Origin of the sequence: Pseudomonas sp. MIL9, assembly GCF_016887925.1 — a bacterium.
Taxonomy (GTDB): Bacteria; Pseudomonadota; Gammaproteobacteria; order Pseudomonadales; family Pseudomonadaceae; genus Aquipseudomonas; species Aquipseudomonas mohnii.
Genome location: NZ_JAFEHE010000007.1, coordinates 169,584 through 195,883, shown reverse-complemented (window position 1 = coordinate 195,883; position 26,300 = coordinate 169,584). Strand labels below are relative to the sequence as shown.

The 26,300-nt window shown below is 61.4% G+C and carries 28 protein-coding genes and 1 pseudogene; 17 read left to right on the top strand and 12 right to left on the bottom strand.

The window, feature by feature from the left end:
- Positions 1-30: 30 nt before the first annotated feature.
- On the top strand, positions 31-753 hold the full coding sequence (gene pcsA / locus JQF37_RS10235; protein WP_130210009.1) for a phosphatidylcholine synthase: 723 nt from the start codon (positions 31-33) through the stop codon (positions 751-753).
- A gap of 4 nt (positions 754-757) precedes the next feature.
- Positions 758-1,144 carry a DUF488 family protein gene (locus tag JQF37_RS10230; protein ID WP_130210007.1) on the top strand — a complete coding sequence of 129 codons (387 nt, stop codon included), beginning with the start codon at positions 758-760 and terminating at the stop codon, positions 1,142-1,144.
- A 68-nt stretch (positions 1,145-1,212) separates the two neighbouring features.
- Here JQF37_RS10230 and JQF37_RS10225 read toward each other — a convergent pair whose 3' ends face one another.
- Both JQF37_RS10225 and JQF37_RS10220 read right to left on the bottom strand, forming a co-directional pair.
- Positions 1,213-2,031 (bottom strand): class I SAM-dependent methyltransferase, encoded by an 819-nt coding sequence (locus JQF37_RS10225; RefSeq protein ID WP_130210005.1) that lies wholly within the window; start codon positions 2,029-2,031, stop codon positions 1,213-1,215.
- A gap of 37 nt (positions 2,032-2,068) precedes the next feature.
- Positions 2,069-2,338 (bottom strand): DUF4242 domain-containing protein, encoded by a 270-nt coding sequence (locus tag JQF37_RS10220; protein WP_130210003.1) that lies wholly within the window; start codon positions 2,336-2,338, stop codon positions 2,069-2,071.
- 186 nt (positions 2,339-2,524) lie between these two features.
- Here JQF37_RS10220 and JQF37_RS10215 point away from each other — a divergent pair, with 186 nt between their 5' ends.
- Complete coding sequence (locus tag JQF37_RS10215) at positions 2,525-3,511, top strand: AraC family transcriptional regulator (RefSeq protein ID WP_130210001.1); 987 nt, start codon at positions 2,525-2,527, stop codon at positions 3,509-3,511.
- A 64-nt stretch (positions 3,512-3,575) separates the two neighbouring features.
- On the opposite strand, the gene JQF37_RS10210 is transcribed toward JQF37_RS10215, so the two are convergent.
- Both JQF37_RS10210 and JQF37_RS10205 read right to left on the bottom strand, forming a co-directional pair.
- Positions 3,576-4,793, bottom strand: coding sequence for a cytochrome c biogenesis protein DipZ (locus JQF37_RS10210; protein WP_130209999.1), 1,218 nt, complete (start codon positions 4,791-4,793; stop codon positions 3,576-3,578).
- Between the two features lie 90 nt (positions 4,794-4,883).
- Positions 4,884-5,147, bottom strand: a complete 264-nt coding sequence (locus JQF37_RS10205) for a DUF2790 domain-containing protein (RefSeq protein WP_130209997.1) — start codon at positions 5,145-5,147, stop codon at positions 4,884-4,886.
- Between the two features lie 305 nt (positions 5,148-5,452).
- On the opposite strand from JQF37_RS10205, the gene JQF37_RS10200 reads away from it, so the two are divergent.
- Entirely contained in the window at positions 5,453-6,193 is a 741-nt protein-coding gene (locus JQF37_RS10200) for a response regulator (RefSeq protein ID WP_130209995.1), read from the top strand.
- Positions 6,190-7,509: an ATP-binding protein gene (locus tag JQF37_RS10195; RefSeq protein WP_130209993.1), complete on the top strand. Its 1,320-nt coding sequence runs from the start codon at positions 6,190-6,192 to the stop codon at positions 7,507-7,509. Before JQF37_RS10200 ends, JQF37_RS10195 begins: the two co-directional genes overlap by 4 nt.
- 48 nt (positions 7,510-7,557) lie before the next feature.
- Here the strand turns inward: JQF37_RS10195 and JQF37_RS10190 are convergent, their stop codons facing one another.
- The 3 genes from JQF37_RS10190 to JQF37_RS10180 all read right to left on the bottom strand — a co-directional run bounded on the left by JQF37_RS10190 (position 7,558) and on the right by JQF37_RS10180 (position 11,138).
- Entirely contained in the window at positions 7,558-9,183 is a 1,626-nt protein-coding gene (locus tag JQF37_RS10190) for a methyl-accepting chemotaxis protein (RefSeq protein WP_204149625.1), read from the bottom strand.
- A gap of 364 nt (positions 9,184-9,547) precedes the next feature.
- The gene (locus JQF37_RS10185) at positions 9,548-10,306 is read right to left on the bottom strand and encodes a putative DNA-binding domain-containing protein (RefSeq protein ID WP_130209989.1); all 759 of its coding nucleotides are present in this window, start codon (positions 10,304-10,306) and stop codon (positions 9,548-9,550) included.
- Positions 10,284-11,138, bottom strand: a complete 855-nt coding sequence (locus JQF37_RS10180; protein WP_130209987.1) for a DUF692 domain-containing protein — start codon at positions 11,136-11,138, stop codon at positions 10,284-10,286. The genes JQF37_RS10185 and JQF37_RS10180 overlap by 23 nt, the downstream gene beginning before the upstream one ends.
- A 426-nt stretch (positions 11,139-11,564) precedes the next feature.
- Here JQF37_RS10180 and JQF37_RS10175 point away from each other — a divergent pair, with 426 nt between their 5' ends.
- Both JQF37_RS10175 and JQF37_RS10170 read left to right on the top strand, forming a co-directional pair.
- On the top strand, positions 11,565-12,611 hold the full coding sequence (locus JQF37_RS10175) for a class I SAM-dependent methyltransferase (RefSeq protein WP_130209985.1): 1,047 nt from the start codon (positions 11,565-11,567) through the stop codon (positions 12,609-12,611).
- Positions 12,612-12,719: 108 nt separating this feature from the next.
- Complete coding sequence (locus tag JQF37_RS10170) at positions 12,720-13,565, top strand: NAD-dependent protein deacetylase (protein WP_130209983.1); 846 nt, start codon at positions 12,720-12,722, stop codon at positions 13,563-13,565.
- 123 nt (positions 13,566-13,688) lie between these two features.
- Here the strand turns inward: JQF37_RS10170 and JQF37_RS10165 are convergent, their stop codons facing one another.
- On the bottom strand, positions 13,689-14,591 hold the full coding sequence (locus JQF37_RS10165) for a LysR family transcriptional regulator (RefSeq protein ID WP_130209981.1): 903 nt from the start codon (positions 14,589-14,591) through the stop codon (positions 13,689-13,691).
- 175 nt (positions 14,592-14,766) lie between these two features.
- On the opposite strand from JQF37_RS10165, the gene JQF37_RS10160 reads away from it, so the two are divergent.
- From JQF37_RS10160 to JQF37_RS10150, 3 genes are read left to right on the top strand one after another with little or no spacing between them, the layout of a single operon-like run.
- Complete coding sequence (locus JQF37_RS10160) at positions 14,767-15,465, top strand: CoA transferase subunit A (RefSeq protein WP_047530551.1); 699 nt, start codon at positions 14,767-14,769, stop codon at positions 15,463-15,465.
- Between the two features lie 36 nt (positions 15,466-15,501).
- Positions 15,502-16,167, top strand: coding sequence for a CoA transferase subunit B (locus JQF37_RS10155; protein ID WP_047530552.1), 666 nt, complete (start codon positions 15,502-15,504; stop codon positions 16,165-16,167).
- 11 nt (positions 16,168-16,178) lie between these two features.
- Positions 16,179-17,360, top strand: a complete 1,182-nt coding sequence (locus JQF37_RS10150; RefSeq protein WP_130209979.1) for an acetyl-CoA C-acetyltransferase — start codon at positions 16,179-16,181, stop codon at positions 17,358-17,360.
- A 109-nt stretch (positions 17,361-17,469) separates the two neighbouring features.
- Here JQF37_RS10150 and JQF37_RS10145 read toward each other — a convergent pair whose 3' ends face one another.
- Positions 17,470-18,789, bottom strand: a complete 1,320-nt coding sequence (locus tag JQF37_RS10145; protein WP_130209977.1) for an Nramp family divalent metal transporter — start codon at positions 18,787-18,789, stop codon at positions 17,470-17,472.
- Positions 18,790-19,043: 254 nt separating this feature from the next.
- On the opposite strand from JQF37_RS10145, the gene JQF37_RS10140 reads away from it, so the two are divergent.
- The 6 genes and pseudogenes from JQF37_RS10140 (at position 19,044) to JQF37_RS10115 (ending at position 22,377) form a co-directional block, all read left to right on the top strand.
- A complete protein-coding gene (locus JQF37_RS10140) occupies positions 19,044-19,841 on the top strand; it encodes a hypothetical protein (protein ID WP_130209975.1) in 798 nt (265 codons plus the stop codon).
- A 132-nt stretch (positions 19,842-19,973) separates the two neighbouring features.
- Positions 19,974-20,648, top strand: coding sequence for a glutathione S-transferase N-terminal domain-containing protein (locus JQF37_RS10135; protein ID WP_130209973.1), 675 nt, complete (start codon positions 19,974-19,976; stop codon positions 20,646-20,648).
- A gap of 28 nt (positions 20,649-20,676) precedes the next feature.
- Complete coding sequence (locus JQF37_RS10130; protein WP_130209971.1) at positions 20,677-21,003, top strand: antibiotic biosynthesis monooxygenase; 327 nt, start codon at positions 20,677-20,679, stop codon at positions 21,001-21,003.
- Positions 21,004-21,259: 256 nt separating this feature from the next.
- The gene (locus tag JQF37_RS10125; protein ID WP_130209969.1) at positions 21,260-21,451 is read left to right on the top strand and encodes an antitoxin; all 192 of its coding nucleotides are present in this window, start codon (positions 21,260-21,262) and stop codon (positions 21,449-21,451) included.
- Positions 21,441-21,709, top strand: a pseudogene (locus tag JQF37_RS10120) (type II toxin-antitoxin system RelE/ParE family toxin). Before JQF37_RS10125 ends, JQF37_RS10120 begins: the two are co-directional and overlap by 11 nt.
- A gap of 95 nt (positions 21,710-21,804) precedes the next feature.
- Positions 21,805-22,377: a hypothetical protein gene (locus JQF37_RS10115; RefSeq protein ID WP_130209967.1), complete on the top strand. Its 573-nt coding sequence runs from the start codon at positions 21,805-21,807 to the stop codon at positions 22,375-22,377.
- 3 nt (positions 22,378-22,380) lie between these two features.
- Here the strand turns inward: JQF37_RS10115 and JQF37_RS10110 are convergent, their stop codons facing one another.
- The 3 genes from JQF37_RS10110 to JQF37_RS10100 all read right to left on the bottom strand — a co-directional run bounded on the left by JQF37_RS10110 (position 22,381) and on the right by JQF37_RS10100 (position 25,336).
- Entirely contained in the window at positions 22,381-23,097 is a 717-nt protein-coding gene (locus JQF37_RS10110; RefSeq protein WP_130209965.1) for a dienelactone hydrolase family protein, read from the bottom strand.
- Between the two features lie 147 nt (positions 23,098-23,244).
- Positions 23,245-24,357: a succinylglutamate desuccinylase/aspartoacylase family protein gene (locus JQF37_RS10105; protein WP_130209964.1), complete on the bottom strand. Its 1,113-nt coding sequence runs from the start codon at positions 24,355-24,357 to the stop codon at positions 23,245-23,247.
- Positions 24,358-24,556: 199 nt separating this feature from the next.
- Positions 24,557-25,336 carry an ABC transporter substrate-binding protein gene (locus tag JQF37_RS10100; RefSeq protein WP_130209962.1) on the bottom strand — a complete coding sequence of 260 codons (780 nt, stop codon included), beginning with the start codon at positions 25,334-25,336 and terminating at the stop codon, positions 24,557-24,559.
- 319 nt (positions 25,337-25,655) lie between these two features.
- Between JQF37_RS10100 and JQF37_RS10095 the strand changes: the two genes are divergently transcribed.
- On the top strand, positions 25,656-26,300 hold the full coding sequence (locus JQF37_RS10095; RefSeq protein ID WP_130209961.1) for a GMP synthase: 645 nt from the start codon (positions 25,656-25,658) through the stop codon (positions 26,298-26,300).

Here is a 26,300-nt window from a genome sequence, read left to right as displayed (position 1 = left end):
GGCTTGCTTCACTTTCTGGAGAACGCCCCCGTGATATCGACACTACACATCGCCAGGCTCAAAGCATGGGGTGCCCATGGTTTTACCGCCACCGGCGTCGTCACTGCCTTCCTCGCGACCCTCGCCCTGCTCGATAACCAGCCGACCAGTTGCCTGCTGTGGCTGGGCGTGGCCCTGATCGTCGACGGACTCGACGGTGCGCTGGCACGCAAGGTCAATGTGCAGTCGGTGCTGCCCAGTTTCGACGGCTCGATCCTCGACCTGGTGATCGACTACCTGACCTATGTCTTCATTCCGGCGCTGTTCATCTACCGCTACATTCCGCTGCCGGACTACACCCTGCTGCTGACCGTGTCGCTGATCCTGGTGTCATCGCTGTTCTGCTTCTGCAACGTCAACATGAAAAGCAAGGACAACTACTTCCAGGGCTTCCCTGCCGCCTGGAACGTGGTTGCCCTGTGCCTGTACATCATCGCGCCGTCGCCGTGGGTGACCTTCCTCACCGTGATCGGCCTGGCGCTGCTGACCCTGACCCGCATGAAGTTCCTGCACCCGTTCCGCGTGCGCCGCTTCATGCCGGTCAATATCGCCGTGACGGCTATCTGGTTGCTGTGCAGTTTGTCGCTGGTGATCAACCATCCGGTGAGCAATCCGATGGTCATGGGGCTTTGGCTGCTGATGTCGGCGTACTTTCTGGGGATCTGCTTGTGGCGCACGGCGCTGGAGTGGTTCGACGGCTCACGGCTCAAGTAGCGCCATGCCCATCCACATCGTGCGACTCGGCTCCCCGCGCCAACCCGAAGAAGGCCTGCGCCTGGGCACCGTGCGCCGCCCACCCCGGGGCGTACCCAAGGCCGAGTTCGCCAGTCGGGATTTCTATGATGTCTGGCAACCGTTGCTGTCTCCGAGCCAGGAACTGGTGCACGAAGCCAAGTCCGCCGAAGACGAGAAGGCCTGGCACGCCTTCAAACGCAAGTTCAAGGCCGAGATGAACCATCCGGCGCCCAGCCAGTTGCTCGATCTGCTGGCCGCCCTCTCCCATCACACCTCGCTGGCCGTCGGCTGTTACTGCGAGGACGAAGCCCATTGTCATCGTTCGGTGCTGCGCGAGTTGCTGGTGGCTCGGGGAGCGGAGGTGGTTTAACTCACCTGACATCCGCACGAATCACCTGTGGGAGCGAGCTTGCTCCCACAGGATGATGCGCTTTCGACTTAACGCCTGCTGATCACCACCTCCAGATACTCACCCGGCACCACCAGCGACTTTTCCCCGGCCCGGTTCGACCGGTTGATCAGTTCGATCAGGTCATGCTCCAGAGCCTGGGCGCCGTCGGGTGGCAGCGCGGCAAAGGCCTTGTGCATCGGCCCATACCACGCCCGGAAGGTGTCGATGAAATGCGCCGCCGAGCGATAGCGGAAGTTGAAGATCCGGCGCGTGACCTGGACAAGGAAGTCGCGCTCGTCGAAGTGCGCCCGCAGCCAGGCTTCGGTGCCCCACTGCGACGGCGGCAACGCGCCGGGCGGTGGAGGCAGGTGTTTACCCAGCGTTTTGAACATCTGGCCGACGAAGCCTTCCGGTGTCCAGTTGGCGAGGCCGATCCGGCCTCCCGGCCGACAGACCCGCGCCAGTTCCGCGGCAGCCTTGGGCTGGTCCGGCGCAAACATCACGCCAAAGGTCGAAAGCACCGCGTCAAAACTGGCGTCTTCAAAGGGCAACGCTTCGGCATCCGCCACCTGAAACACGACATTGCCATTCAGGCGCTCTGCCCTGACCCGGTCCTCACCGCGTTCAAGCCATGCGGCGACATAGTCCGTCGAGCGGACGATGCAGCCTCGACGCGCCGCCGCCAGCGTGGCATTACCGTTGCCGGCGGCCACGTCGAGCACTCGCTCATCGCACAGCAGGTCACAGGCTTCGGCCAGTTGTTCGCCGACGATTTGCAGGGTGGTGCCGATCACGGCGTAGTCGCCACTGGCCCAGGCAGCCATTTGACGGTTTTTCAGGGCAACAAGATCAATGGGTGTACTCATGAATTCCGCTCCGTTGCGGTTTGGAACGCAACCCGGCTTATTCCGCCGTGGTGGGATCGATGATGTGGGCGACTTCAGAGATGCGATTGGCCGGGAAACCACTCAGCCTGGCGTGCTCCCTGATCAGCTCTTCGCTGGGCGAGATGTACACGCAATAGAGCTTGTCACCGGTGACATAGCTCTGGAGCCACTGCACCTCCGGCAACTCGCGCAACGCCCGGCAGGACTTTTGCGAAGCGGCTTTCAAATCCCTTTGTGACAGTGTCCCAGCGCCTTGAATCTCGCGTTCTATGACGAACTTAGGCATGGCAACCTCTCATTCTTGTTATGGATGACAGGGCCGGCGGGCCCTGCATGACCACTATCGCGCCGGGCAATGGCGGCGTCCTGCCCGATCGTCGGCCAAGACTGTCCGATCGTCCGGAGGTTTCATGCTGGGCCGAGACAGGCTCACAATCAGCTTCTGACCCACGATCGGCATGGGAAAACCCTCATGGATGCCCTGTCACAGACCCTGCGTGTCGTGCGCCTGGTCGGCGCGATTTTCATCAACGCCCGGTTCACCGCGCCCTGGTGCTACCAGTCACCGAGCGCCGACAGCGCCGCGCCGTTCCTGGAGCCAAACGCCGAACGGGTGGTGATCTTTCACTTGATCACCGAAGGCGAGTGTTACGTCGAACTGGGCAATGACCCGCCGCTGCTGCTGACGGCTGGCGATGTCGTCGTGTTCCCGCAAGGCGACGCCCATCGCATGTGCTCCGCACCAGGCCTGATTCCGGCCAGCGGCGCGCGTCTGGATGCGGTCTTGTCGCGCCGGCCCCGGCAGTTGAGCTATGGCGGTGGCGGCGCGACCACGCGCCTGGTGTGCGGCTATCTGGCGTGCGACACGCGGTTGGCGAGGATGTTGCTGACGGGGTTGGCGCCCGTGGTGCGAGTCAATGTACGCGGCTCGGCGGCCGGTATCTGGCTGGAATCTTCGGTGCGTTACGCCCTGACCGAAGCCCGCTCCCCCAGGCCGGGCGGCGAAGGTGTGCTGGCGAAGCTGGCCGAAGTTTTGTTCATCGAGGTACTGCGTCTGTACATGCACGAACAGGGCAAGGGCCGAACCGGTTGGCTGGCCGGCGTGAGCGACCGGATCGTCGGCGCCGCCCTCAACGCCCTGCACGACAAGCCCTGTCACTGCTGGACCCTGGAAGAGCTGGCTCGGACCGCCGGCACCTCCAGATCGGTACTCGCCGAACGCTTCCAGCAACTGGTCGGGATTTCGCCGATGCAGTACCTGACGCAATGGCGCATGTTGCTGGCCGCCAATCTGTTGCGCAGCAGTAACAGTTCGCTGCTGCGGATTGCCGAAGAAGTGGGGTACCAGACGGATACGGCGTTCAGTCGGGCATTCAGGCGAGAGTTCGGATCGCCGCCAGCGGCGTGGCGGCGCAGTCAGGAGAAAAGAGTGACGGCTCACCGTGCTGTGAGCCCTTGATAGGGCAAGAAGGCCACAGCCTGCGCGCTTCCCCGAAGCTGCGGCAGGCTGCGATCCACCGATTTCAAGCTGACGGAACGGCGGCTTTCGCCTCCTCCAACAACTGCTGGATCATCTTCTCCTGGGTCTCATAGCTCCCCTCACCAAAGTGTGTGTACCGCACCTGCCCCTTGGCATCGATCAGGTAGTGCGCCGGCCAATACTGGTTGTCGAAGTTGCGCCAGATCGCGTAGTTGTTGTCGATCGCCACCGGGTAGGTGATGCCGTATTCCTTCACCTTGTCCCTGACGTTGTCGATGATGCGTTCGAACCCATACTCAGGGGTATGCACGCCAATCACCACCAGGCCGTCCTTCCCGTATTTCTTCGCCCAGTCCTTCACGTACGGCAGGGTGTGCTTGCAGTTGATGCAGTCGAAGGTCCAGAAATCCACCAGCACCACTTTGCCTTTGAGCGACTCGTTGCTCAGCGCTGGCGAGTTGATCCATGCCACGGCACCGGACAGCGACGGCATGGCGCCTTTGGCATCGTCCATGGACGAATCGGCCTTGACCTTGCTGACGAGGTAGTCGACGACTTTCGGCACGGTTTCCAGCAAGCCTTTTTCGACACTGCTGACCCCTTCCGAGGAGGTATTGGCCAAAAGAACGTCATCGGCTCCAGTGGAGATCATCACGGCACCGGCCAGCACCGCCACCCCAGCGCCACGACGCAACCAACCGGTTACGGGAATCGAGGGTTTAAGACGATTGACCAGACCGCGACCGGCGAAGATCAGGGTGCCGAGGGACAACGCACTGCCAGTGCCATAGGCCACCAGCAACAGGCTGGTCCCGGCATTCGCGCCTTGCAGCATGGCGCTGGTGAGGATCACCCCGAGGATCGGCCCGGCGCACGGCGCCCATAGCAGGCCGGTGGCGACACCGATCATGATCGAACTCAACGGGCCGGACATTTTGCGGCTGTTCGGGTCGATACGGTTACCCAGCAGAACGAAAGGCCGTGCCAGCCAATCGCCAACCCGTGCGGAAATCAGCGACAGGGCGAACAGCACCATCACGATCAGGGCCACTTGACGCCCGGTGCTGCTGGCCTTGATCACCCATTCACTGCTGACCACCGCCAGGCTGGAAATCAGGGCGAACGTCAGCACCATGCCGCCCAGGGTCAGCAGGATCGATGAGCGCGTGCGATGGGCGCCGGCGAACAGGAACGGCACGACCGGCAGGATGCAGGGGCTGAGGACGGTCAATAGGCCGCCCAGGAAAGCGATGAGGAACATGGAGTCACCTTGAAAAAAGAGGATGGCAATGCACACACGCACCCCTGAGCTGGCTTGCCAGCTCCTGTAGGGAATGGCTGATCGAAGGACTCAGTTGTCCGAGTTGCAGCTGTCGGAAATCTTGCGATAGTCCAGGACCCGGGTTTTGCTCTGGGAGTCCAGGTAGGTCAGTTGTGCATCCACAACCCCGCAGGAAGGCGTGGCGTCCTGTTTCGACGACACCACTTTCTTGATGTCCAGTTGCGTGCCGTAGGTGTAGGTTTTAGGGCTCGTATCCGCTTCGGCGCGGGCCGACAAGGTGCAGATGTTCAGGGCGGCAAACAGGCACGCGGCGTAGACGGCTTTGGTGTTCATGGCGTTTTCCTCAAGGTTTCAACGGATAGGTCGTTTGTTGGCTAGAGGCGGTTGGGTGTGCCTCGATGGAACCTATTAGAAGCCCCTGAGGTATCCCGTATGTGTCGGGAACAGGCGCGGGTAAATCGGCAAGTATCAAAGCCGGGCCGGGATACACAGGGATACAAACCCCCTGAAAATTCGCGTTTTTGCGTCTGTGTGTATCCACCGACTGGCCAGATACACTGCAATACAAAGGGCTACGGGCGAGCGGGCCAAGGCTCGATAAACTGTGCGACATCCCCCACTGACAGAGGCAGGCACCCATGGAACACGTCGATCACATCCTCATCGTTGACGATGACCGCGAGATCCGCGAACTGGTGGGCAACTACCTCAAGAAGAACGGCCTGCGCACCACGGTCGTGGCGGATGGCCGGCAGATGCGCAGCTTCCTCGAATCCACGCCGGTGGACCTGATCGTGCTGGACATCATGATGCCGGGCGACGATGGCCTGATGCTCTGCCGCGAGCTGCGCGCCGGCAAACACAAGGCCACCCCGGTCTTGATGCTCACCGCCCGCAACGATGAAACCGATCGCATCATCGGCCTGGAAATGGGTGCCGACGATTACCTGGTCAAGCCGTTCGTCGCCCGTGAACTGCTGGCGCGAATCAACGCCGTGCTGCGCCGCACACGCATGCTGCCACCGAACCTGGTGGTCACCGAAACCAGTCGCCTGCTGGCTTTCGGGCGCTGGCGCCTGGACACCTCGGCCCGCCACCTGCTCGATGCGGACGGCACCATGGTCGCGCTCAGCGGTGCGGAATATCGCTTGCTGCGGGTATTCCTCGACCATCCGCAACGGGTGCTCAACCGCGACCAGTTGCTCAACCTGACCCAGGGTCGCGACGCCGACCTGTTCGATCGTTCCATCGACCTGTTGGTGAGCCGCTTGCGCCAGCGCCTGCTGGATGATGCCCGCGAACCGGCCTACATCAAGACCGTGCGCAGCGAGGGCTACGTGTTTTCCCTGCCAGTGGAAATCGTCGGTGCCCCCTCGTGAGGCTATCGATGCATTGGCCTCGCACCCTGGCGTCGCGGCTGTCGCTGATTTTCCTGATCGGCCTGATCCTCGCCCAGGCCCTGTCATTCGGTGCGCAGTACTACGAGCGCTATGAAAGCTCGAAAAACACCATGCTGGGCAACCTGGAAACCGACGTCTCGACCTCCATCGCCATCCTCGACCGCTTGCCGGCCAATGAGCGCGCCGGCTGGCTGCAGCAACTGCAACGGGCCAATTACGGTTATCTGCTCAGTGACGGCGAAAAAGGCACGCCGATGGACATGGACATGCCCGAGGCGCCGATTGCGATGGCCTCGATCAAGGACGCCATCGGCCAGGATTACCCGATGACCTTCACCGACATTCCCGGGCCGAAAAAACACTTTCAGGTGCACCTTAAACTCTCGGACGGCAGCCCGCTGACCATCGACGTACGGCCTGCAATGGTGCCGCTGTCGCCCTGGCTGCCCATCGTCCTGCTCGGACAACTGGCGCTGATGCTCGCCTGCACCTGGCTGGCCGTGCGCATCGCCATCCGCCCCCTGAGCCGTCTCGCCGAAGCCGTGGACACCCTCGACCCCAACACCCACCCGGTGCTGCTCGACGAAAAAGGCCCGACCGAAGTGGCGCACGCGGCCAAGGCATTCAACGCCATGCAGGCGCGCATCGCCGCCTACCTGAAGGAGCGCATGCAACTGTTGGCGGCGATCTCCCATGATCTGCAAACGCCGATCACCCGGATGAAACTGCGCGCCGAATTCATGGACGACTCCGCCGAAAAAGACAAACTCTGGAACGACCTCGGCGAAATGGAACACCTGGTGCGCGAAGGTGTGGCCTACGCGCGCAGCATCCATGGCTCCACCGAAGAAAGCCGCCGCACGGATCTGGACTCGTTTCTCGACAGCCTGGTCTTCGACTACCAGGACATGGGCAAAGAGGTCCAGTTGCACGGCAAGAGCGCTACCGTCATCGACACCCGCCCCCATGCCTTGCGCCGGGTGCTGGTCAACCTCACGGACAACGCCCTCAAGTTCGCTGGTTCTGCCGAATTACTGGTGGAGAAACAGGCCGACGGCAGCGTGTCGGTGAAAGTCATGGACCGTGGTCCGGGCATCGCCGAAGAGGAACTGGCCCAGGTCATGCAGCCGTTCTACCGCGTGGAAAACTCCCGCAACCGCAGCACCGGCGGTACCGGCCTGGGCCTGGCGATTGCACAGCAACTGGCGTTGGCGATCGGGGGATCGCTGACGTTGAGTAATCGTGAGGGTGGTGGCTTGTGCGCGCAGCTCAAGTTGCCGGCGCGCTCGGCTTGAAAGACCGGGGTTTCGGGTCAATCCGCAACCCCGGCCACGGGTACCGCGTTAAATGACGAACCGCGACACCAGCGCGTTCAGATTCACCGCCAGGCGTGACAGTTCATGGGAGGCGGCGCTGGTCTGGTTGGCGCCTGTGGCGGACTGGGTGGCGAGATCGCGAATATTCACCAGGTTGCGATCGACTTCGCGAGACACCTGGGCCTGCTCTTCGGACGCACTGGCGATGACCAGGTTGCGCTCGTTGATCAAATGGATCGACTGGGTGATCTGCTCCAGCGCGACACCGGCCGCACGCGCCATTTCCAGGGTGCTTTGGGTGCGTTGATTGCTTTGCTGCATCGACGCCACGGCTTCACCGGTACCGTTCTGGATGCCGGCGACCATCTTCTCGATTTCCTGGGTCGATTGCGCCGTGCGATGGGCCAGCGCCCGCACTTCGTCCGCGACCACGGCAAAACCGCGCCCGGCCTCACCGGCACGGGCGGCTTCGATCGCCGCGTTCAACGCCAGCAGGTTGGTTTGCTCGGCGATGGCGCGAATCACATCCAGCACCTTGCCAATGTCGCGCCCCTGGGCGGCCAGGCCTTCAATCATCAACGAGGTGGTGTGCACGTCATGGGTCATGGTCTGGATCGCGTCGACGGTTTCCACCACACGGTCGCGGCCTTCGCGGGCGGCCTGGGTCGACTGGTTCGAGGCTTCGGAGGTCGATACCGCGTTGCGTGCCACTTCTTCCACGGCAGCGGTCATTTCGTTGACGGCGGTGGCCGCCTGTTCGATTTCGTTGTTCTGCTGTTGCAGACCGCGAGAAGCGTCCTGGGTCACGGCGCTGAGTTCTTCAGCGGCGGCCCCCAGTTGCGTGGCGGAACCGGCAATCTGTTCGATGGTTTTGCGCAGATTGGCCTGCATGATCGACAAGGCACCGAGCAGCCGACCCGGCTCATCCTGACCATCGGCCTCGATGGTTTTGCTCAGATTGCCATCGGCGATGGTCTGCGCCGCCAGCAAGGCGCGGTTCAGTGGCGTGACAATGCTGCGGGTCAGCAACCAGGCCAACAGGATGGTCATCAGCGCGGCCATCACAGCGGCGACTACGATGCCGATAATGGCGCTGCTGTAGTTGGCGCCCGCTTCGGCCGAGGCGGTTTTGGCATAGCCGGTATTGAGTGCCACCAACTTGTTGAGCTGCTCACCCATCTGATCGGTGCCGTCCTTGATCCGCGTGTTGATCAGCGTGCGCATTTCATCGAGCCTGTTCTGGCGCGACAACTCCAGCATCTGCTCCTGGGCTTGCATGTAGCTGTCCAGGGTCACGGTGAACGCCTTGTACAGCTGCGCTTCTTCCGGCTGGGATGGCAACGCGGCATAACTGGCCTGAGCGCTGTGCACCTTGTCGATCAGCACGCCGATGCGCGTCTGGGCGTCCTGCAGCGCTGCCGGATCACGGTTGACCAATACCCGGAACGACAGAATGCGCAAGCGCAACACGTTCTCGGTAATGTTGCCAAGAAAGCCGACGCTGGGCAGTTGGTTCGTTTCCATGTCCAGGGAGGCCTGGCGGATGGTACTCATGCGATTCACCGCAAACACCCCCAGCACGATGACCAGCAGGGCAATGAAGGCAAAACCCAGGAAAGCTCGAGGCGCGATACTCAGATTACGCAGTGACATAGGATGATTCTCGGGTGTTGGTGGCTACGAGCATCCTTGCGTGATCACTGAATGGCGGGCGTCGGCGCGCCCGTTTCAGATAGGCGCCATTGTTGTAGTGGGTTTGTCTGCGCCTGTTAGTTGTATCGGCCAGGCTTGAGGTTTATTGCGGGGATCGAGCAAATAAAATTCAAAGGGTTACGAGTGTTTCAACGGTGAAACACATGGAACGAATGTGCAACATCCAGATGTATACGAGCCCTGTAGGAGCTGGCCTGCCAGCGATGGTCCTTAACGATGGCGCGGACTCGATGGATAACAGAAGTGGTTGTGAATCCATCGCTGGTAAGCCAGCTCCCACAGGATCGGGTCCATCCGCAAAAAATCAGTTGATGACGCCCACCACCCCTTCTCCATGCAACTGCTGGATCAATGCCAGGCCGTCATCGAAGAACGTCGGCGTCCCGGACGCACCCGCCTCCAGCGCCAGCCCCTGTAATTGCGCACGGCCATCCAGCTCGGGAAATTCGTCGATGCGCTGCAACAGGCGCCATGCCAAGGGGCTCAGTTCGGAGAACTTCACCTGCCAGTCCTCAGCCCGCCGCACCAGCAGCAATGTTGGCTGAGCGGGTGCGGTATCGGGCCGATAACCCGGTCCGATCCGATGCACCGGCCAGCTATAGGCCAACGGCCAGGCCAGTGGCGAGACGTGCAACGGGCGGCTCGGCAATCCTTTGGCATCGCCGGCCGGCAAAGGCTCGGCCTCGGATTGTTGCAGCGCCATTTCGACCCATTCGTAATGCGCCAGCTCCACCATGAATGGCGGCCAGGAACCATCGGCCAACGCTTGCGGTCCGGACGCCAGGAACTCGACGAATTCCTCGGCGATCTCGCCGAACTTCGGTGTGTGGGCGCGGTAGTCGCGCAGAAAAGCCCGCACCAGCGCACGCCACTGGTCATCACCCAGGATGTTCACCAGCACCGGGAAGGTGCCGCTGATCAACGACGACAGGTTGGCGAACACCAGGTCGCGATAGACCTGTGCCCGCGCCGGGTCCATCTCGGCGGGTGGCCCACAGCGTTCAGGGTCGCGCAGGAACAGGCCCATGCTGTTTTGTTGTTCATGCAACGAGCGCTTGGCCACGGCTTGCCTCCTCGGCCTGCAAACGGCGAATGGTCTGCAACTCGGCGACCAGTTCGGAAAATGCCGGAAAGTTGAAATCGCGCTCCAGCAACGTCGGTCGGGCGCCGAACCGGGCATAGGCCTCGGCCAGCAACGACCACACTGCCGGCTTGACCGACGCCCCGTGGGTGTCGATTTTCAAGGTGTCGGACTCATCGAAATGCCCGGCGATGTGCATGGCCACCACCCGGTTCGACTCGATACCGGCGAGGAATTCGTGTGGGTCGAAACCGTGGTTGATCGAGTTGACGTAAACGTTGTTGACGTCCAGCAGCAGGTCGCAGTCGGCTTCGCGCAATACCGCGTTGGTGAACGTCACCTCGTCCATGTCCTGCTGTGGCGCGGCATAGTAGGAGACGTTTTCCACCGCCAGGCGCCGGCCGAGAATGTCCTGGGCCTGACGAATGCGCGCGGCGACGTGGTGTACCGCTTCTTCGGTAAACGGCAACGGCAACAGGTCGTAGAGGTGACCGTCATCGCTGCAATAACTCAGGTGCTCGCTGTACAGCGGCACGTTGTAGTGATCGAGAAACACCCGCACCTCCTGCAGGAACCCGACATCCAGCGGTGAAGGCCCGCCCAGGGACAACGACAACCCGTGGCAGGACAGCGGATAGCGTTCGGCCAGTGCTCGCAGTGCCGCCCCATGGGCACCGCCGATGCCGATCCAGTTTTCCGGCGCGACTTCGAGGAAATCGAAATGGCCGGCCGGGGCGGCCTGGAGGTCTTTGATTAAACCGCGACGCAAGCCGAGCCCGGCGCTGGCCTTCGCTGAAATGATGGGGGTTTGCATGGTGTCGATCCCTGGGGTTGTCAGTACGCAATCACAGTTAATCGAAGTGATGTATCTGTTCTGTGTTCACCGGTGGCCTTGAATTGAGGGGGACTGTATCGGGATGGCGGTTGGATACAGTGGGATACATACGCAGGCACTGCTGGCCAAATCCCCGTGGGAACGGCGGTCCAACGATTCGACTTGCCCGCGATGAGGCTGGCAGATCCGGCCTATTTGTTGACTGACACTGCGCTATCGCGGGCAAGCCCGCTCCCACAGGGGACCTTCGTCGCCTGGAAAAAGCGCCATTCGATCAGCGAACTAAACTTAATGCACCCAGGACATGCAAATCGTCCTGAACATCCCCCACGACCACCGCCCAGCGGCGGCTTGCCCAGGCAAACAATGCCTCTGGACCGTGATCCTCTTGAAGGAGCACACGTGATGGACGAGGCCAGACTCAATGACTTCATGGGCAAACTGGTGAATGACATGGGCGGCGCGGCGATGCTCGCCAACGTCATCCTCGGCGAAGAACTCGGGCTGTACCGGGCCATGGCCGACAGTCAGCCAGTCACCCCTGAAACACTCGCCGGCAAGACCGGCTGCAACCCACGCCTGGTGCGCGAGTGGCTCAGCGCCCACGCCGCCTCCGGCTATATGGAACACACCGACGGACAGTTCCGCCTGCCCGAAGAACAAGCCCTGGCGCTGGCCATCGAGGACTCGCCGGTCTATATCGCCGGTGGAATCGGGGTGGTCGCATCGTTTTTCCATGACAAGGACAAACTGATCAAAGCCATGCGCGGCGACGGCGCCCTGCCCTGGGGCGATCATCATCCGTGCATGTTCAGCGGCACGGAGCGGTTCTTCCGCCCTGGCTACAAGGCCCATCTGATCGCCGAATGGCTGCCGGCCCTTGAAGGCGTCGTGGCCAAGCTGGAAGCCGGCGCGAAAGTGGCGGACATCGGCTGCGGGCATGGCGCCTCCACCGTGATCATGGCCCAGGCCTTTCCCGAGTCGCGATTTGTCGGCTTCGACTACCACGCACCCTCCGTCACCGTCGCCACCCAGCGCGCCGAAGAAGGTGGCGTGGCCGGTCGGGCGCGATTCTTCCAGGGCACGGCAAAGAGCTACCCCGGCAACGACTATGATCTGGTCTGCTATTTCGACTGCCTGCACGACATGGGCGACCCGGTCGGCGCGGCCAGACATGCCTACGAGTCACTGAAACCGGACGGCACGGTGCTGCTGGTGGAACCCTTCGCCAACGACTCGCTCGATGAAAACATCAATCCGGTCGGTCGTTTGTTCTATGCCGCCTCGACCTTCATTTGCACGCCCAACTCGCTGTCCCAGGAAGTCGGTCTCGGCCTCGGCGCCCAGGCGGGCGAAGCACGGTTGCGCAAGGTGTTCACCGAAGCCGGGTTCTCCAGTTTCCGCCGGGCGACGGAAACGCCGTTCAACCTGATTCTTGAAGCACGCAAATAAGCCCGGTTGCCTTTTGTAGGCGCTGGCTTGCCAGCGAAGGTGGGTCAGGTACATTGATGTCGACTGACACGCCTTCGCGAGCAAGCTCGCTCCTACAGGTTTCCCGACATGCTCGACAGCCTTATCCACGAACAACTCGACCGCCTGCAACAGCTCATGGACGATCAACCGTTCGTGGTTCTGACCGGTGCCGGGATCAGCACCCCGTCGGGCATTCCCGACTATCGCGACAATCAGGGCGTACGCCGTGGCCGGCAGCCGATGATGTATCAGGAATTTCTCTCCGCGCCCGAGTCCCGCCGACGTTATTGGGCGCGGGCGATGCTCGGCTGGCCACGGGTGCGCCAGGCCCGACCGAACGTGGCACACGACACCCTGGCCCGCTTGCAGAGTACCCGGCAGATCAGCGGCCTGATCACCCAGAATGTCGACACCCTGCACGATCAGGCCGGCAGCCATGACGTGATCGAACTGCACGGCAGCCTGCACCGGGTGCTGTGCCTGGACTGCGCCAAACGCAGCGAACGGGATTCGATCCAGCAACAGATGGAAGCACAGAACCCCTATCTGGCCGGCGTTGATGCAGTGCAGGCGCCAGACGGCGACACCTTGCTGGATGCCGCCTTCGAAGCCCGCTTTCAAGTACCCCGTTGCCCCTATTGCGCCGGTGAACGGATGAAACCGGACGTGGTGTTCTTTGGCGAAAACGTCGCGCAGGAAACCGCCGCCAAAGCGATGGCTGCGGTGGAAAAGGCTGCCGGGCTATTGGTCGTCGGTTCGTCGTTGATGGCCTATTCGGCATTTCGCCTGTGCCGCGCGGTGGTGGATCAGGGCAAGCCATTGCTGGCGATCAACCTGGGCAAGACGCGGGCCGACGACCTGCTGGATTTGAAGATAGAGATGTCCTGCGAGCAGTTGTTGCCGTTACTGGCACAGCGCCTCTCCCACCACTGACGCGACCCAATCCTCGTAGAGCAAGCCTGCTCGCGATGGACGTCAACGATGACGCGGGCTATCTGAATGCCCGCGGTGGCCTGGCGTCCATCGCGAGCAGGCTCGCTCCTACAAGAAGGGTGATCAACGTCCGTCTGCCTGCCGACCCGGACTTTCTTCTTTAAGCACATCAAACAACGCCTGCGCCGCCGCCGACAGTTCTCCCCCCGGCAACGTCAACACCCCTAGCGCCCGCTCCACCACCGGGTCGTGCAAGGTGATGCACCGCGCGCCCAGTTCGCGCATCTGCCCGGCGCACAGGGCCGGCACCGCGCTCACGCCCAGTCCGCTGGCGACCATCCGACCGACCGTGGACAACTGATGGCTTTCAAACTCCACTGGCAATTTCATGCCCCGCGCCTGCAAGTGTTCCTCCAGCATCACCCGCACCGTCGATGGGCGCTGCAAGGTAATGAATGGTTCCTTGAGCAAGGTCTGCCAGTCGATGTCATCCCGCGTGGCCAGCGGCGAATCAAGGGGCACGACCGCCACAAAGCGGTCAACGTACAGCGGCGTGAAATGCAGCGACGAATTCTGGGTCGGTTCGAACGCCACCCCCAGTTCCACCTGGCGGTCACGGACCATTTCCAGCACTTGCTCGTTGATCACGTCGTTCACCGTGACGTTGACTTTCGGGTAGCGCGCGCGAAAGGTCTTGAGGATCGGTGGCAGCAGGTTGCCGGCGAACGACGGCATGGCCGCGAGGGTCACGCGCCCGCGCTGGAGGGTGAAGCGCTGGCGCAATTCATCTTCGGCATTGTCCCAGTCAGCAATCAGGCGGCGCGCCAGCGGCACCAGCGATTCACCCTCGGCGGTCAACGCGACATTGCGCGTATTGCGGGTGAACAATCGCCCGCCCAGACTCTCCTCCAGCGCCTTGATGGTCAGGCTCAGGGCCGACTGAGACAGGTGCAAGCGCTCGCAGGCCACGGCGAAACTCAAACTCTGGGCCACCGCCAGGAAGGCGCGGATCTGCTTGATGGTCAATGTGCTTTGCTCCAGTTGTAAGCTACACGCTCTAAGCTGCAAGATCGAAAGCAGCAATTTGATGAGTTTTATCAATTAATACAGCCAAAAAAACAACTTAACAAATCAATCTCGCGGCGAGACACTCAACCCCATTCGGCTAGCCAGCCGCCCATAAAGAATAAAAGAGGTGCATATGGCAGGTTTCGACAAGCGCGTGAGTTCCTACGAGGAAGCTCTGGCAGGCCTTGAAGACGGCATGACGGTGATCGCCGGCGGCTTCGGCCTGTGTGGGATCCCGGAAAACCTGATCGCCGAGATCAAACGCAAGGGCACACGCGACCTCACCGTGGTCTCCAATAACTGCGGCGTCGACGGCTTCGGGCTCGGCGTATTGCTGACCGACCGCCAGATCAGCAAAGTCGTGGCCTCCTACGTCGGCGAAAACAAGCTGTTCGAAGAACAACTGCTCAAGGGCGAAATCGAAGTCATCCTGACCCCCCAAGGCACCCTCGCCGAAAAAATGCGCGCAGGCGGCGCCGGCATCCCGGCGTTCTTCACCGCGACCGGCGTCGGCACCCCGGTTGCCGAAGGCAAGGAAGTGCGCGAATTCCATGGCCGCAAGTACCTGATGGAAGAATCCATCACCGGCGACTTCGCCATCGTCAAAGGCTGGAAAGCCGACCATTTCGGTAACGTGATCTACCGCCACACCGCCCAGAACTTCAACCCGCTGGCCGCCACCGCCGGCAAGATCACCGTGGTCGAAGTCGAGGAAATCGTCGAACCCGGCGAGCTGGAGCCGTCGCAGATCCACACCCCTGGCATCTACGTCGACCGGATCATCTGCGGCACGTTCGAGAAGCGCATCGAACAGCGCACCGTGCGTAAGTGATCCCCTGCCCCCGGACCGAATGAAGGAATAACAACAATGGCACTTTCCCGCGAACAAATGGCTCAACGCGTCGCCCGCGAAATGCAGGACGGCTTCTACGTAAACCTGGGCATCGGCATTCCGACCCTGGTCGCCAACTACATCCCCGAAGGCATGGAAGTCATGCTGCAGTCGGAAAACGGCCTGCTCGGCATGGGTCCTTTTCCTACAGAAGAAACCATCGATGCCGACATGATCAACGCCGGCAAACAAACCGTGACCGCCCGTATCGGCGCTTCGATCTTTTCCTCGGCCGAATCCTTCGCGATGATCCGCGGTGGCCATGTCGACCTGACCGTGCTGGGCGCCTTCGAAGTCGACGTACAGGGCAACATCGCCTCCTGGATGATTCCCGGCAAGCTGGTCAAGGGCATGGGCGGCGCCATGGACCTGGTGGCCGGCGCGGAAAACATCATCGTTATCATGACTCACGCGTCCAAGGACGGTGAGTCCAAGCTGTTGTCCCAATGCAGCCTGCCGCTGACCGGCGCCGGTTGCATCAAGCGCGTGCTGACCGACCTGGCCTACCTGGAAATCCAGGACGGCGCCTTCCATCTCAAGGAACGCGCACCCGGCGTCAGCGTTGAAGAGATCGTTGCCAAAACCGCCGGCAAACTGATCGTGCCGGACCACGTTCCGGAAATGCAGTTCGCTGACCAGTGAGGAATCATTCCATGCAAGAAGTCGTCATTGTTGCCGCCACACGCACCGCCATCGGCAGTTTCCAGGGCTCCCTGGCAAACGTATCCGCCGTTGACCTGGGCGCGGCGGTCATCCGTCAGTTGCTGGCGCAAACCGGCCTGGACCCTGCCCAAGTCGATGAAGTGATCATGGGCCAGGTGTTGACCGCCGGCGCCGGGCAAAACCCCGCGCGCCAGGCATCGATCAAGGCCGGCCTGCCCTTCGCCGTGCCTGCCATGACCCTGAACAAAGTCTGCGGATCCGGCCTCAAGGCCCTGCACCTCGGCGCCCAGGCCATCCGTTGCGGCGACGCCGAGGTGATCATCGCTGGCGGCCAGGAAAACATGAGCCTGTCCAACTACGTCATGCCCGGTGCCCGCACCGGCCTGCGCATGGGTAACGCGCAGCTCGTCGACACCATGATCAGCGACGGCCTATGGGACGCGTTCAACGATTACCACATGGGCATCACCGCCGAAAACCTGGTCGAGAAGTACAGCCTGACCCGCGAGCAGCAGGATGCATTCGCCGCCGCCTCGCAGCAGAAAGCCACCGCCGCCATCGAAGGCGGTCGTTTTGTCGATGAGATCACACCGATCCTGATTCCCCAGCGCAAGGGCGATCCCCTGTCCTTCGCCACCGATGAGCAACCACGGGCCGGCACCACCGCCGAATCCCTGGGCAAACTCAAGCCAGCCTTCAAAAAGGACGGCTCGGTGACTGCCGGTAACGCTTCGTCGCTCAACGACGGCGCCGCCGCGGTGATCCTGATGAGTGCCGAGAAAGCCAAGGCCCTGGGTCTGCCGGTACTGGCGAAAATCGCGGCCTACGCCAACGCTGGCGTGGACCCGGCGATCATGGGCATCGGCCCGGTGTCGGCCACCCGTCGTTGCCTGGACAAGGCCGGTTGGTCCATCGATCAACTGGACCTGATCGAAGCCAACGAAGCCTTCGCCGCACAATCGCTGGCTGTAGCCAAGGACCTGGAATGGGACTTGAACAAGGTCAACGTCAACGGCGGCGCCATCGCCCTGGGCCACCCGATCGGTGCGTCGGGTTGCCGGGTACTGGTGACGCTGTTGCATGAAATGATCAAGCGTGACGCCAAGAAAGGCCTCGCCACCCTGTGCATCGGTGGTGGACAGGGCGTGGCACTGGCGCTCGAGCGGGCCTAACGCGTTCAACAGGCTGCACGGGGACCCACGAAGAACCGTTGCAGCCTGGTAAAACACCCGGTGTGATTCGCGTCGCACCGGGTTTCTTTTTTCTGGCTTTCAGACAGCGTCATGCCAGAAACTGCAGGATCAACCAGCTGTTCGCCCCGCTGATCAGCACGAACAACCCCCACGCCAGCACCCGCGTCGGTAACCGGTTCACAAACGGCCCCATGAGCCTGTGATCGTTGGTCATCCGGATCAGCGGGTACAAGGCAAACGGCAACTGCAGACTCAGCACCACCTGACTGAGCACCAGTAACTTGCCGATGGCACCGTCGCCCATCAGCCACACGCCTATGAACGCCGGGATCAGTGCCAGGCCGCGGGTGATCAAGCGCCGCTGCCAGCAAGGAATCCGCAGGTTCAGGAAGCCCTCCATGATCACCTGGCCGGCAATAGTGCCGGTGAAGGTCGAGCTCTGTCCCGAAGCCAGCAGTGCAACGCCGAACAGCACGCTGGCCAACGCCCCGCCCACCAGAGGATCGAGCAAGTGATAGGCGTCCTGGATATCCACGACATCGGTATGCCCGGTCTGGTGAAACGCCGCGGCAGCGAGAATCAGGATGGCTGCGTTGACCAACAGCGCCAGCGCCAGGGAACCGATGGTGTCGATTCGCGCCAGCTGCACGGCGTCCTGCTTGCTGGCCAGGTCCTTGCCGATCAGCCGCGTCTGTACGATCGACGTGTGCAGGTAGAGGTTATGCGGCATCACCGTGGCTCCGAGAATGCCGATGGCCAAATACAGCGGCGCGGCCTCGCCGATGGCGGAGAGTGAAGGCGTGAAACCTCGGGCGACGTCGGGCCAGTAAGGCTTGATCAACAGCAGTTCGACGAAGAAGCACGCGCCGATGGTGGCCACCAGCACCAGCATGATCGCTTCCAGACGACGAAAGCCCCGGTTTTGCAGGGCCAGCACCAGCAAGGTATCGAACGCGGTCAGGGCAATGCCGAAGGTCAGCGAACAACCGAGCAGCAAATGGAACGCCAACGCACAGCCCAGCACTTCGGCGAGGTCGGTGGCGATAATCGAGATTTCCGCCAGCAGCCACTGCGTGCGCGCAGTCCGCGTGCTGTAGCGCTCCCGGGACAACTGCGCCAGGTCACGCCCGGTGGCGATGCCCAGGCGCGAACACAAACACTGCACCACCATCCCCGCCAGGCTCGCCAACAGCACCACGAACAGCAAGCTGTAGCCAAACCGCGAGCCGGCCTCGATGGCGGTCGCCCAGTTGCCGGGGTCCATATAGCCGATGGACACCAGCAAACCGGGGCCGGCAAAGCGCAGCACGCGTTTGAAAAAGGAGGCATTGGGGTCGACGGCAACACTGCCCGCCACTTCCGGGGGGCAAAACGGCGCGGTGCCGACTTTGGGCAAGCTGAATTTCACGCGAAGGTCCATCAACAGGTGGGAGACGCCCAGCTTAGACGTTTCAGCGTATACGCAAAACCCTGTGGGAGCCGGGTTGGCGGTGATGAGCATGTCGCTTCCGATTATGGCGTTGCCGCGTTCGCTGGCAAGCCAGCTCTACAGAAGTGTGCGGTATGGGAGGGAAATGTTGTATACAAAAAATCAACCGTTATAGAGCAATCCACTGTTCGCAATGCTAACGTTGCCGCCTGAAACAAAGTGGAGATGTGCGTGTGCTAATGCTCAAACTGCTGGTCATTCCAGGATTCCTGCTGCTCATTTCCCTGGCCGGTAAACGCTGGGGGCCGAGCGTGGCCGGTTGGTTGTCGGGATTGCCGGTGGTGGTCGGGCCGATTCTGTTTTTCCTCGCCATCGAACAAGGTGAAGCCTTCGCCGCGCAATCGGCCATGGCGGCACTGTCGGCGATGTTCGCGATGATCGCCTTCTGTGTGACCTATGCGCAGGTCGCCCAACGCACGGGATGGCCGCTGGCGCTAACGACTTCACTGCTGGTGTGGGCCACGGCGGCGGTGCTGCTGTCGTTGATCCCGCCGTCGCTGCCACTGTCGGTGATCGCCGCCGCAACGGCACTGTTGGCCGCGCCCCACCTGTTCCCGTCGGTACAGCCGATCCTGTCAGGCCCGGCACCCAAGTCCGACAAACTGCTGCTGCGCATGATCGCTGGCGCCCTGCTGACCCTCGCGGTCACCTTGCTTGCCAGCACTGTGGGTGATCGCTGGAGCGGCCTGCTCGCCGTGTTCCCGGTGCTGGGCAGCGTGATGGCAGTGTTTTCCCAGCAAACCCGTGGTCCGGCGTTTACCGCTGCCCTGCTGCGCGCGACGGCGACCGGGATGTACTCGTTCTCGGCCTTTTGCCTGGTCCTGACGCTGGCATTGCCAGCACTCGGGATGAACGCATTCGTCCTGGGAGTGGCGGTGTCCGTGGCGATGCTGGGGGTGACCAAACGCTTGCTGGCGCCGCCCGTCGACCCGGTGGCGGCGGACGCTGGACGTACCGCCATCAAGCGCTAGTTGCTTCAGGTCATCGGGTGGACACATTCGATGATTTCGTACGAGTAGAGCAAAAACCCCGTACGTCAATCGAACGGGTTTCGCCCAACATCAACCTCAGTTCACAACCCACGACTGACTGAGGCCTACACCATGAAATTCTTTTTCCACCCTTCGCCTAATCCGATGAAAGTCGCCCTGCTGCTCGAAGAACTGCAAACGCCTTATGAATTGATCGGCGTCGATACCTTCAAGGGCGAACAACACCTGCCGGCTTTCCTGGCGATCAACCCGAACGCCAAGGTGCCGGCCCTGATCGATGGCGACGCCACGGTTTTCGACTCGCAAGCGATCCTGCTGCACCTTGCACAGAAACATCAGCGCTTCCTGCCGACCACCGCTGCCGGCAATGCCGAGTTGCTGTCGTGGCTGATGTTCATCGCCACCGGCCTCTCGCCGTTCTCGGGCCAGGCCGTGCACTTCCTGCACCACGCACCGGAGGACCTGCCCTACGCGAAAAACCGCTACCTCAAGGAAGTCGAGCGTCACTACCGCGTGCTCGACCAGCGTCTGGCCGATCACCCGTACCTGGCCGGCGACACCTACAGCATCGCCGACATGGCGCTCTGGGGCTGGGCCAATTACGCGCCGTACATCCTTGGCGAAAACGGCCTGGCCGCCTACCCGAACATCAAGCGTCTGTTCGATGAAATCAGCGCCCGCCCCGCGGCCCAGCGCGCTCATGGCCTGAAAGGGCAACTGGTGCTGAAAGCCGAATTCGACGAAGAAACCCGCCGTAACCTGTTCCCGCAGAACCAGGCTCAATAACCCGCTCCCGACGTTCGAAGGTGATGAAATGAGTGATCAAGTCGCGTTTATCGTTTACCTGCCCGCCAAACCGGAACGTTTCGCCGAAACCAGGGAACGCCTGCTGGACGTCGTGCACCAGATGTCGGCCGAGCCGGATTTCGTCAACACCTGGGTGCACCAGCTCCAGGACGACCCGAACACCCTGGTGCTCTACGAAACCTGGAATTGCAGCAAGGAGGACTTCATCACTCGCCACCTGAGCAAGCCCTACCGTCAGGCGTATGAACAACGGCTGCCGGAGTTGCTGGCCCGGGAGCGTCGGATCGAGTTTCTGGAGGTGATAAAAAGCTATCCGGTGCGCCGGGAGGTTTGACTGCACCAGACCTTGTGGCGAGGGGGCTTGCCCTCGCCCTGCACTGTCTGCATGCCCCTCTACAACGGATGATTCGTAGAACGAACGAGGAAATCTCCGACGGCATCTTAGGGTTGGCCGTCGCAAGCCTGGGAACTACGATTTGTCCTGGCGGGAGTCGTCAACCGGCACCTGGGCAAGGTGTACTTCATCCAGACAGCAACGACAACTCGCCACATACCCCTTAGTCTGACAAGCATTGATTCCGGAGGCCCCCATGAGCGCCGACCTTTCCCCCATCGTTTCAGAATTCGAAACCGAAGAGCAGGCCGCCAGCTACGACCGTTGGTTCCACGCGAAGGTCCAGGCTTCACTGGATGATCCACGCCCAAGTATCCCGCACGACCAAGTGATGGCTGAAATGCGAGCCCTTATCGAATCGAAGCGCAACAAGCGCGATGCCGGTTGAGTGGCGGCCTGAAGCGCGGGCCGAACTCTGGCAAATCCTTAATTACATTGGCGATCGTAACGTGGCAGCAGCGATCGACCTGTCCCAAGCCATCGAGGCCGCTACTTCAGCCCTACCTGAACACCCTATCTCTATCGATTTGGCCGAGTGCCTGGTACCCGTGAAATTGTTGTGCACCCCAACTACCTGGTGGTTTATCAATTAACGGATCGAATCGAGATCCTGAGCGTTTTACACGCCAGGCAAGAATACCCCTGAGCATCAGTGACCGTCCGTTAGTCCGTACTGGAACCCGCCATAACCTCCATGGGATGATCGCCGCCCCATCGCGCGACCATCCCTGGAGATTCCGAATGTCACTGTTGAGTAAAAAAGCCGTTGTTCTGTTGCTGGCAGCGGCGGCCAGTCTTGGGGCTTTGAATGCGCAGGCCGCCAAGGCCACTGCCAAAGAGACGGCACCGACTCAGAAAGTCTCGCTGCTCGGCGGCAAGTTCACCTTCACCCTGCCCAAGGGCTTCATCGCCAACCCGCTGCCGACCAGCCCCACCGGTGCGAGCGGCACCATGTACAGCAACGAAACCACCAAGACCGTGGTGATCGCCGCTGAAAACAGCCTGCCGGAAGGGGTCAAGGTCGAGGACAACGATGGCGCGTTTCTCGACGGCACCGCAGCCGACTTCGACGCCGCGCAACGCAAGGCCCTGCCGGATTACAACAAACTCAGCGAAAAAAGCCTGACCCTGAAAAAAACCGGACTGGGCCTGCGCCAGGTCGACAGCACCGCCACCCAGGGCGGTGGTCAGACCCTCAATACGACGTTGATGGCGGCGTCCGGCAATCACATGACCGTGGTCCGGGTGATTTCCCGTCCCGGCGACATGGCTGCCCACGAAACCCTGATCAAGCAGATCGTCAGCGGCAAATGAACATCAAGGATTGAGGCGCTGCAACCAGGCACTCAAATCCTGCACCTCGTCGGCGCTGATGTTGTGGCCAACCCCTTGGTAGGCGTGAAACTCGGGTTCGAGTGACGCGCTCTTGAGCAGGCTGTCGGCGTCGGTGCCGTCACTGAACGGCAGGCGTTTATCCGCCGTGCCATGCCCGATGAAAATCGCCAGCGACTGGCGTTTTTCATCCGGTTGCAGCTCCGATTTGAGCACCGGCAGAATCCGTCCGCTCAACGCCGCGATCCCGCCCACCGCTTCGGGGTGGCGCAGGGCGACCTCGTACGACATGATCGCGCCCTGGCTGAATCCCACCAGAAACACCTTGTCCGGTTCGGTGTGATATTTCTTCGCCGCCTGGGCGACGAAATCCAGCAGCAATTGGGCGCTGGTCTTCAGATCATCTGTCTCGCCGTTGTAGGCACCTTCACCCTTCTTGCGAAACCACTGGTAACTGCCCTCTTCCATCACCATCGGCGCACGGACCGACAGGTAGGTGTATTGCGCGGGCAAGTCATCCTTGATGCCGAACAGATCCTGCTCGTTACTGCCGTAACCGTGGAGGAAAATCACCAGGGGTTGATCGCGGGAATCGACGTTGGCCTGCTCCAGGTACTTGAGCGGCAGATCGGTTTGCAGCGGGGTTTGAGCGTGGACAGCGGCGGACGCCAACAGCGTGAGCAGAGCAAGAAATTTCAACATGGAGCTTCCTTCACAGTGCGCAGGATTCGGGACAGAGCCTAACATCTCTTCCCGGCTACGCACTCCCCTGTGAAGGCGTTGGCTTGCCAGCGATGGCGATCTCGGCAACCCCATCGCCGGCAAGCCAGCGCCTGCAGGTGAATCGGCTCAGTCGTTGATCAGCTTGCCGACCCGAATCGGATCTCGCCCGGCAACTTTCGCCTGCCAGGTGCCCGGCTGCGTGTAACGACCGCGGTCGATGGCGAACAACACGCCGCTAGTGCCGGCACAAACCGTGGTGACCTTGTCGTTCAACGGGTCGACCACTTCAAACAGCGCATCGCCCTTCTCCACCCACTCACCGGCATCGCGCAGGAAACTGACCACGCCGTGATGCGGCGCGAACAGGTATTGGGTGCCTTCGAACGGCATGCCTTCACAGCATTGCGCCGGGGCCGCTGGCCAGGTGCCCTTGATGAAACCCTGTTCGGCGAGGAAGCCGAGAATGGCTTCGCAATTGGCTTGGGCCTGATCGACGCGGGTGTCGCCCATGCTGCCCAGCTCCAGAGTGGTCGCCAGGTTGGCCGGTGGAATGGCCGCCTCGGGGTACGCCCTGGCCAGACGCAACCATGGCGAGGAACAAGACTCGTCGAACGAGCTGCCGCCAGAATCTTCGCACAGCAAGGCGACGCCGGCCTTCAGGCGAGCGGCCAGGGATCGCCACTGCGGCCAGTGTTGCGGCAGGGCGTAAAGGTGAATCGCCGCTTCGAAGTCGCAATGCAGATCGAGGGTGATATCCGCGTCGCAAGCGTGGCGCAGCAACAGGCGATGCATGGCTTCCAGCTGTGACGCCGGGCTCGGCAGACTGTCGAGCACCTGGCCCATGGTCTGGCGAATCAGCGCGATGTTGGCCTCGGCATCGCTGCCCAGGCGATCACCGATCAACTGCGCCACCGGTGCGCTGAGTTCGACGAACGAGCGGTTGAAGTTCTTGCCACTGCCCAGTTCGAAGCGGCCCATGTGGCTGCCTTGCAGATGCTGATCCAGCCCAATGGGGTTGGCCACGGGCACCAGTTCGATCACACCCTGCAACCGACCCTGGTCTTCCAGCTCGGCCAGGCGCTTTTTCAGTTCCCAGGCGGTACGCATGCCGGGCAGCTCGTCGGCGTGCAGGCTGGCCTGGATGTAGACCTTGCGAGTGCCCGCGCCATAACGGAACACGCTGAGGGTGCGTTCGGTCCCCAGATGGCTCCAGGGCAGAGAGTGGTTGATGCGTTGCATGGGGCGCTCCGATATCAGCGGCACCAAGATCCCTTGTGGCAGCGAGCTTGCTCGCGAAGAGGTCTGCACATTCAACATTGATGTTGCCTGACACAACGCCTTCGCGAGCAAGCTCGCTCCCACAACAAATCGCGGCCTGATTGAAAATCATAAAAAAATGGCAACCGCGTCAACGGTTGCCACCTTTTGCACGGTTCGATTACTCGCCGTAAACGTCAAACTTGAAGTACTTGTCCTGCACTTGCTTGTACTTGCCGTTGGCGCGGATTTCGGTGATAGCGGTGTTGAACTTGTCCGCCAGCTCCTTATCGCCCTTGCGCACGGCAATACCGGCGCCGCCACCGAAGTATTTCGGATCGTTGTATTCAGGACCCACGAACGCGAAACCTTTACCGGCGTCGGTTTTCAGGAAACCGTCGTCCAGGTTGACCGAGTCGGCCAGCAGCGCGTCAACGCGTCCTGACACCATGTCCAGGTTGGCTTCCTGCTGGGAACCATAGCGAACCAGGTCGATGCCGGCCGGCACCAGCACTTCAGTGGCAAAGCGGTCGTGGGTACTGGCGCGCAGCACACCGACTTTCTTGCCTTTGAGTTCGGTCAGCGGGTCCTTCACATCGGTGCCTTCCTTCATCACGAAGCGCGCCGGGGTGTGGTAGTACTTGATGGTGAAATCGACGTTCTTCTTGCGGTCGTCGGTGATGGTCATGGACGACAGGATGGCGTCGATTTTCTTGACCTTCAGTGCCGGGATCAGGCCGTCGAACTCTTGCTCGACCCAGGTGCACTTCACTTTCATCTGCTCGCACAGGGCGTCGCCGATGTCCACGTCAAAACCGGTCAGTTTGCCGTCAGGGGTTTTCATCGAGAACGGCGGGTAACCGGCTTCGATACCGATACGGATCGGTTTGGCGTCTTCGGCCACGGCGGTCAGGGACAGCATCGACAGTGCCAGGGCACCGAACATCACTAGCTTCTTCATTTATAACTCCTGTGTGCGGAGGCTCTTATTGGCAGCGTTCGGTCGGTAGCTTGTGGCTGGTAAAGACCGAAGTGGCCGGCAGTCTAGAGTGGCTTCAGGAGGGCAAATTGTGTTGAAGCGACAAATACTTACATAAAAGTGGCCGCAGGAATAAAGGCCGATGGGGCGTGCGCCATCGCAGTGCAAAGACTGTCAGACAATCCGCCAAATCGAAAAAAACCTACAAGAATTCAGCTGTATTCCGACCGAAGAATCGCGCTGGCGACCCAGCATTTTTTGCGGCACATTGGCCGCCCACCTGCCCCTGAAGAGATGCGTGATGCCGTCCTTGAATCTGATCCAGCACCATCCCGCTGAAGGTCCCGGCGCTATTGCCCTGTGGGCCGAATCCCGTGGTTTGACCCTGAATGTATTTCGCGCCGACCTCGGCCAGTTGCCGCCCGTGAGTGCAGCCCCCGTGATTCTGTTGGGTGGGCCTCATGAGGCCAACGCCGGGCCAGAGTGGCTGGAAACCGAACGTCAGTGGTTGGGAGCCAGCCTGGATCAAGGCGCAGCGGTGTTTGCGATTTGTCTGGGGGCGCAGTTACTGGCACTGAGTCTGGGCGGGAATGTGCGACGGATGGACAGAATGGAAACCGGATGGACGCCCGTGACCTTTGTCGATGGCCAGTCGCTGCAGGTGCTGGAGTGGCACGAAGACGCCATCGACCTGCCACCGAATGCGCAACTGCTGGCCAGCAGCATGCAGTGCGAACAGCAGATGTACCGCGCCGGGCCGACTCGGGTGGGCCTGCAGTTCCATCCGGAGTGGAACGCCGAATCGGTGGCCGTCCTGAATGAGCATTTTGCGGATGAATCGCCATTGCCGCGGGGTCAGCAAGACAGCGCCGCCCATGCAACCGTGTTCGAGTGGTTGCAGGCGACGCTGGATGGGTGGTGGCACGCGTCGTCAGGCACACGCTAA

Bases quoted from the DNA above. Each gene is read 5' to 3' on its own strand.
- JQF37_RS10230 (WP_130210007.1), top strand. From the start codon at position 758: ATGCCCATCCACATCGTGCGACTCGGCTCCCCGCGCCAACCCGAAGAA.
- JQF37_RS10225 (WP_130210005.1), bottom strand. From the start codon at position 2,031: ATGAGTACACCCATTGATCTTGTTGCCCTGAAAAACCGTCAAATGGCT.
- JQF37_RS10220 (WP_130210003.1), bottom strand. From the start codon at position 2,338: ATGCCTAAGTTCGTCATAGAACGCGAGATTCAAGGCGCTGGGACACTG.
- JQF37_RS10215 (WP_130210001.1), top strand. From the start codon at position 2,525: ATGGATGCCCTGTCACAGACCCTGCGTGTCGTGCGCCTGGTCGGCGCG.
- JQF37_RS10210 (WP_130209999.1), bottom strand. From the start codon at position 4,793: ATGTTCCTCATCGCTTTCCTGGGCGGCCTATTGACCGTCCTCAGCCCC.
- JQF37_RS10205 (WP_130209997.1), bottom strand. From the start codon at position 5,147: ATGAACACCAAAGCCGTCTACGCCGCGTGCCTGTTTGCCGCCCTGAAC.
- JQF37_RS10200 (WP_130209995.1), top strand. From the start codon at position 5,453: ATGGAACACGTCGATCACATCCTCATCGTTGACGATGACCGCGAGATC.
- JQF37_RS10190 (WP_204149625.1), bottom strand. From the start codon at position 9,183: ATGTCACTGCGTAATCTGAGTATCGCGCCTCGAGCTTTCCTGGGTTTT.
- JQF37_RS10180 (WP_130209987.1), bottom strand. From the start codon at position 11,138: ATGCAAACCCCCATCATTTCAGCGAAGGCCAGCGCCGGGCTCGGCTTG.
- JQF37_RS10175 (WP_130209985.1), top strand. From the start codon at position 11,565: ATGGACGAGGCCAGACTCAATGACTTCATGGGCAAACTGGTGAATGAC.
- JQF37_RS10170 (WP_130209983.1), top strand. From the start codon at position 12,720: ATGCTCGACAGCCTTATCCACGAACAACTCGACCGCCTGCAACAGCTC.
- JQF37_RS10160 (WP_047530551.1), top strand. From the start codon at position 14,767: ATGGCAGGTTTCGACAAGCGCGTGAGTTCCTACGAGGAAGCTCTGGCA.
- JQF37_RS10155 (WP_047530552.1), top strand. From the start codon at position 15,502: ATGGCACTTTCCCGCGAACAAATGGCTCAACGCGTCGCCCGCGAAATG.
- JQF37_RS10150 (WP_130209979.1), top strand. From the start codon at position 16,179: ATGCAAGAAGTCGTCATTGTTGCCGCCACACGCACCGCCATCGGCAGT.
- JQF37_RS10135 (WP_130209973.1), top strand. From the start codon at position 19,974: ATGAAATTCTTTTTCCACCCTTCGCCTAATCCGATGAAAGTCGCCCTG.
- JQF37_RS10130 (WP_130209971.1), top strand. From the start codon at position 20,677: ATGAGTGATCAAGTCGCGTTTATCGTTTACCTGCCCGCCAAACCGGAA.
- JQF37_RS10125 (WP_130209969.1), top strand. From the start codon at position 21,260: ATGAGCGCCGACCTTTCCCCCATCGTTTCAGAATTCGAAACCGAAGAG.
- JQF37_RS10115 (WP_130209967.1), top strand. From the start codon at position 21,805: ATGTCACTGTTGAGTAAAAAAGCCGTTGTTCTGTTGCTGGCAGCGGCG.
- JQF37_RS10110 (WP_130209965.1), bottom strand. From the start codon at position 23,097: ATGTTGAAATTTCTTGCTCTGCTCACGCTGTTGGCGTCCGCCGCTGTC.
- JQF37_RS10105 (WP_130209964.1), bottom strand. From the start codon at position 24,357: ATGCAACGCATCAACCACTCTCTGCCCTGGAGCCATCTGGGGACCGAA.
- JQF37_RS10100 (WP_130209962.1), bottom strand. From the start codon at position 25,336: ATGAAGAAGCTAGTGATGTTCGGTGCCCTGGCACTGTCGATGCTGTCC.
- JQF37_RS10095 (WP_130209961.1), top strand. From the start codon at position 25,656: ATGCCGTCCTTGAATCTGATCCAGCACCATCCCGCTGAAGGTCCCGGC.